At 55.4% G+C, this 4,855-nt stretch carries 5 protein-coding genes; 4 read left to right on the forward strand and 1 reads right to left on the reverse strand.

The genetic code is table 11. From position 1 onward, the window contains the following. Positions 1–890: hypothetical protein (locus JW937_07730; protein MBN1587304.1), on the reverse strand; the 890-nt coding region annotated here is incomplete at its 3' end. Positions 891–1,303: 413 nt separating this feature from the next. On the opposite strand from JW937_07730, the gene JW937_07735 reads away from it, so the two are divergent. The 4 genes from JW937_07735 to JW937_07750 form a co-directional block, all read left to right on the forward strand. Further along, positions 1,304–1,531: a helix-turn-helix domain-containing protein gene (locus JW937_07735; GenBank protein MBN1587305.1), complete on the forward strand. Its 228-nt coding sequence runs from the start codon at positions 1,304–1,306 to the stop codon at positions 1,529–1,531. Further along, positions 1,528–2,277, forward strand: a complete 750-nt coding sequence (locus tag JW937_07740; protein ID MBN1587306.1) for a polysaccharide biosynthesis/export family protein — start codon at positions 1,528–1,530, stop codon at positions 2,275–2,277. The genes JW937_07735 and JW937_07740 overlap by 4 nt, the downstream gene beginning before the upstream one ends. A gap of 9 nt (positions 2,278–2,286) precedes the next feature. Continuing rightward, a complete protein-coding gene (locus JW937_07745) occupies positions 2,287–4,455 on the forward strand; it encodes a polysaccharide biosynthesis tyrosine autokinase (GenBank protein ID MBN1587307.1) in 2,169 nt (722 codons plus the stop codon). Between the two features lie 51 nt (positions 4,456–4,506). After that, positions 4,507–4,855 (forward strand): hypothetical protein (locus JW937_07750; GenBank protein MBN1587308.1); only part of this gene is annotated, 349 nt, incomplete at its 3' end.

Genomic DNA, 4,855 nt, shown 5'->3' on the forward strand with positions numbered 1-4,855 from the left:
AAAGAGGGGAGCTCTTCTTCCAGGGAATCCGGCAGGGGGCTGAGGTCCACAGCGGGTTGGGGTTTGAAACGGTGGTGCCCCCGGCGCACATCCACGACCGGTGCCCGGTTCACCCAAACCTGTTGCCAGGCATTGAAGAGCTGCAGGACCCGGCTGCTCACAAAGAGACGGTGCCGCCAATTCACTTTTTCATAGGGGTTGCCGAAGAGCAGGCGCTTTTCGATGAGCGAGTGGCTCAAATCATTGACGCCCACCAAAAAGACGAGCAGCTTGGGGCGGACCTTGGGCACGAGCTCGCGCATCATCAAGAGGTGGCCTTGGGTGGAATGGCCGTCGAGGCCGGCGTTCTGCACGAGAATGTCCGGGTGACCGGGCTTCAGAAGTTGCTGCAGCTGCGCCGGCCAGGCACTTTCATCCGAAAGGTAAAGACACAGGGTCGTGCTTCCGCCCACAGCGAGAATCGTGGGGCGGGTACTCCAGTCCGCGGGGATGGGATCTCCGCGCATTCCCCACTTGTTGGTGCTGAACTGAACCGGTGACCGCACTCCGGGGATTTGGGTTTGGATCCGGCGGTTTTGATAAGGGTGCAAGGCCAGGCCGGGGTGAAAGGGAGAGGGGGCTGCCACCATGCGCAAAAAGATTTCCGCAACCAGGAAACACCCGCCCAGGCTGATGAGAAGAAGCAGCAGCCGCGGCAAAAAATAGCGGGGTTGGATCAAGACCAGTCCCAGGGCAATGCAGCTTAGATCGAGTGCCCAGATCAGTGCGCGCCGCTCCGGAGCAATCTGTCCGTCTGCGCTGAAAATCAGAGCCAGGAGCCATTCATTTAGAAGTAGCCCTGCGCCTACCAGCAGGATGCCCAGGAGGCGGAGGGCGCGCCGGGAACTCATTGCCTATAAAACCTCTGAGTGCTATAAGGATTTTGTGGGAGCTTTTATTATACTATTGCCTGGGCCGTGCGGTCCTATTTTTGAACATTTGTGGCGAAATTTGTGGCTGAAATAGGCATTTGGGTCCTCTAAAGCCCAAAAGTATTGTAACCTATTGTAATAAAATAGCTTAAAATTAGTATTTTGGCCGGGTCCGGTTCTGTTACTGGCACAAAATGTGCTTAATAATAATGCATATGCCTTGCCGTTCAGATTCAGGTCAGTAAGCTGAAAGAGCAAAGTGCTGCATAATATAGTACTTTTAAAAGAGTTGACTATCGGAAGCCCATATGATATAGTCTCTTCTAGATTTGGTATATCGGGGTATATCAAGAGATTAGAGACCCTCCGGTTTTCCCGGAGGAGGGATGCCGATGGCAAAGTGGTACACGACAAAAGAAGTCGCGGAGATCGTGGATGTCTCTAAGACCACCCTTTACGAGTGGTTCCGCAAGCGGAAAATTCCCGAAGTAGCCAGGGATCGAAATAATGCGCGGGCCTTTAGTGAGGATGATGTGAAGCGCATCCTCGCATTCAAGAACAAGAGGGTGTATCCGGAGAATGGCGAGGTCTTATCCCGACAATGGGGGCAGAACGCATGACCATTCGTAAACTGAGAATTTTTGTGCTGGCTATTCTAGTTGCCGGGCTCCTTGCGCCTCCGGTGGGTGCCGAGGCGGTCAAAGAGCTCGTCGACCCTTCTGTTCCCTCCTTTGACGCGTTGGATGAAACCTACCTTTTGGGCCCCGGTGATGAAGTGGATGTCTTTATCTACCAGCATGCGGATCTTTCCCGGGCAGTGAAGGTGCGCCGGGACGGGAAAATCTCCTATCCGCTTGCAGGCGAGATTTTGGCGGACGGGCGGAGCCTGGAGCAGCTGGGCCAGGACCTGTCTGAACGGATTTCAAAGACCGTTCGGGACCCGCAGATCACTGTCATGCTCAAAACCATGCGCACAGAGCAAATTTTGATTATGGGCGAGGTCATCAGCCCGGGCCTGATGACCATGGAAGAAGAGCCGATCAGCGCACTTATGGCCATCGGCAAGGCCCAGGGCTGGACAGGTTCCGCAGTGCTCAACAGCACGATTATCGTGCGGCGCCTGCACTCGCAGCGGCCGCAAGTGGCGCGGCTTCGCCTTTGGGATGCCATCCGGCACGGGGCCGTGGAGAACGATATCCTTCTGCAGCCCGGGGATATTGTGTACGTGCCGAAGAGCTTTATTGCGGATGTGATGGATTTTCTCGCGCAGCTGCATGTATCCCCGAGTGTGACACCACGGGCTGATTTCAGATATATCCGGATCGGCGGGTCCAGTACCTATAACGCCAACGTGAACGTGCAATAAGGAGTGGACATGGCCCAGATGGCGGGAACGATTAACGGGAACGGCAACGACAAGACGAGCCTGAGGGATATCCTCCGGATTCTGTTCGGCTACAAAGGCGTCATCCTTCTGCTCTTTTTTGCTGTCGCGTTGAGCTCCTGGGGTTTGAGCTATTTGGTGGATCCCGTTTACGAAGCTTATACGCTTGTGCTGGTGGAACAGCGGGGCCGCCCTTCCGTATTCAAAAAGTATGACCAGCCGGGAATTCCCGCGGACTTGGATCCTTCCATGCCGCCCATGGATGCCATCGACAATCAAGCCGAAATTATGGTCAGCCGGGTTGTTCTTTCGCAGACTGTGGAAAAGCTCAACTTGGATAAGCTTTTGGGACTCCCCAGCAGCGAGGCTGCCGTTGGATATTTAGAGGCCCGTGTAAAAGCGAAACGTGTTCCCAATACCATGATCGTGCGCCTGAGCGTGGAGAATACGGACCCGTCCTTGGCTGCCAAGATCGCCAACACCATTTCTGCAGTGTTTCTCCGTTATTCGGCCGATATGCGCCGTGACGATATCGCGGCCACTCAAGATTTCTTGAGGGGGCGCGTGAGCCAGTTGGGGAGTGAACTCCAGGATTATTACGATTCCCTGGGCGCCCTGAAGGCGGACGAGGGGATCGTGGAGGTGGAGACCCAGATCAAACAGGCCATTGCTTCGCGTGAGGATTACCAAAGGCAACTGGACGAATCCGTCTCCCGTTTGAATCAGTTGAATATGCAGATCAGCCGGATCGACGATATCCTGGCCAAGCCTGAGGACCACATCCCCGGCTATAAGGACTGGGCCCGCAATTCAACCGTGGAAAGCCTGAAGTCCGAGATGGTGAATTTGGAGCAGGAATACCAAAAGACTTTGGTTCAGTATACGGAAGAGAGCCCGCAGGTCCGCGAGATTGAGGCGAGCATCAACGCGTTGAAGGCCAGTGTTGAAAAGGAGTCCAAGAGCTCGCTGAATACGGATACGCGCAATCCGGTGTACCAGCAGATGATCTCCAAGGAGATGAATCTGAATCTCGAGAAACTGGCCCTCCAGGAAAAGATCAAATCCTTGAAGCGGTTGCTTGAGGAATACAACAGCAAGATTGCGGGCCTGGGCAAGGATTCCAAGTCGTACGATGAATTGGTCCACAAGGTGCGGGCTAACGAGAGCCTCTATTTGATTCTCCGGGAGAAGATGGTTGAGGCCGAAATGGCCCAAGAGGCCCGGGCCATGGGACTTATCAGTATTGATGTCGTGGACCCGGCCACCGTGCCGGGCCGTCCGATAAGGCCTAACCGGGGTCTGCACCTCCTGATGGGCTGCCTGGTGGGGCTGGCCCTGGGGATCGGCTCTGCCTTCCTGCTGGCTTACTGGGACCACTCGCTCAAGACGCCTGCGGATGTGGAGCGCTATCTGGACCTCAAGGTCATCGGGACAATTCCGTTTTTCCGAAAGCGCCGGAAAGGCCTCTCTTTGGACAAACTGCCGCCGGCGGTGCTGGAGGCCTATCGCCAGCTGCGTTCGAATCTGCGCCAAGCCTGCGAGACCGAAGGGGCCAAGACCCTGATTATTACCAGTGCTGATTTTGGCGAAGGCAAGACGGATGTGGCCGCATGTCTGGCCAAGCTCCTGGCTCAGATCGAGGGCAAGCGCGTTCTCCTGGTGGAGGGCAATTTCCGCAATCCAGATTTGGCCAGGCTGCTGGAGGTATCCAAACCCGCAAAATCGAGGGGCCCTGAGGAGGCAAGTGCCGAAGCCTCTGAGTCTGTGCCTCCCACCTTGGCGAGTATTTTGCGCGGCGAAGAACACCTGAACGGGACGGTGCCGAAGCCGGGCGAGCCGCATGTGATCTATTCCGGGAATAGTGTTTCCGATCCTACGGGCTTGCTGGAGTCGGACAGCATGCTCCGTTTTATGGACGAAGTGAAGTCGCGTTACGATTACATTCTCTTTGATTCTTCTCCGCTCATCCCCTATGCTGATGCTAAAGTTTTGGGGAGCTTCGTGGATGGTGCTGTGCTGGTGATCCGTTCGCAGAAAACAAGGCGCGAGGCTGTCCTAAGGGCACAAGAGCAACTGGACCGCGCCTATGTGCGAATACTCGGGGCTGTTCTCAATGAGGTTCAACATGTCATCCCCGCAGTGATCTACCGCCGACTGTAGTCCACAAGGTTGCCTAAGTGCAGCGTTGCTTTGCGCGAAGCCGGAGGTTCCATGGATCGAACAACCGAGACCGAAGCTGCACGGCTTTTCGGTCCTCTCAGAGACCGCTTTCGATACCGGTTCGCATTTCTCCGCGCCAAGCTTCGACCCTCCTATTTCTTCAGGCACTTTACCCTCAAACGGGCTCTTAATTTTCTGCTTGTTAAAGCGGAGAAGGCTTTGCACAGGCAAACGATGAAGGGGCGTCCGTACCACATCTTTGTGGATCCCGGAAATATCTGTAATTTTAAGTGCCCGCTCTGTATTACGGGCCGGGACGGCAACCGCCGCCCCAAGGCCTTGATGAGCTTTGAACGCTTTGAGGAAATGATGGAGCCGCTGGCGGACACGGCTCTGGTGG

Source organism: Candidatus Omnitrophota bacterium, assembly GCA_016929445.1.
Taxonomy (GTDB): domain Bacteria; phylum Omnitrophota; class Gorgyraeia; order JAFGIU01; family JAFGIU01; genus JAFGIU01.

Coding starts and splice junctions, on each gene's coding strand:
- JW937_07735 (MBN1587305.1), top strand. CDS start 1,304: ATGGCAAAGTGGTACACGACAAAAGAAGTCGCGGAGATCGTGGATGTC.
- JW937_07740 (MBN1587306.1), top strand. CDS start 1,528: ATGACCATTCGTAAACTGAGAATTTTTGTGCTGGCTATTCTAGTTGCC.
- JW937_07745 (MBN1587307.1), top strand. CDS start 2,287: ATGGCCCAGATGGCGGGAACGATTAACGGGAACGGCAACGACAAGACG.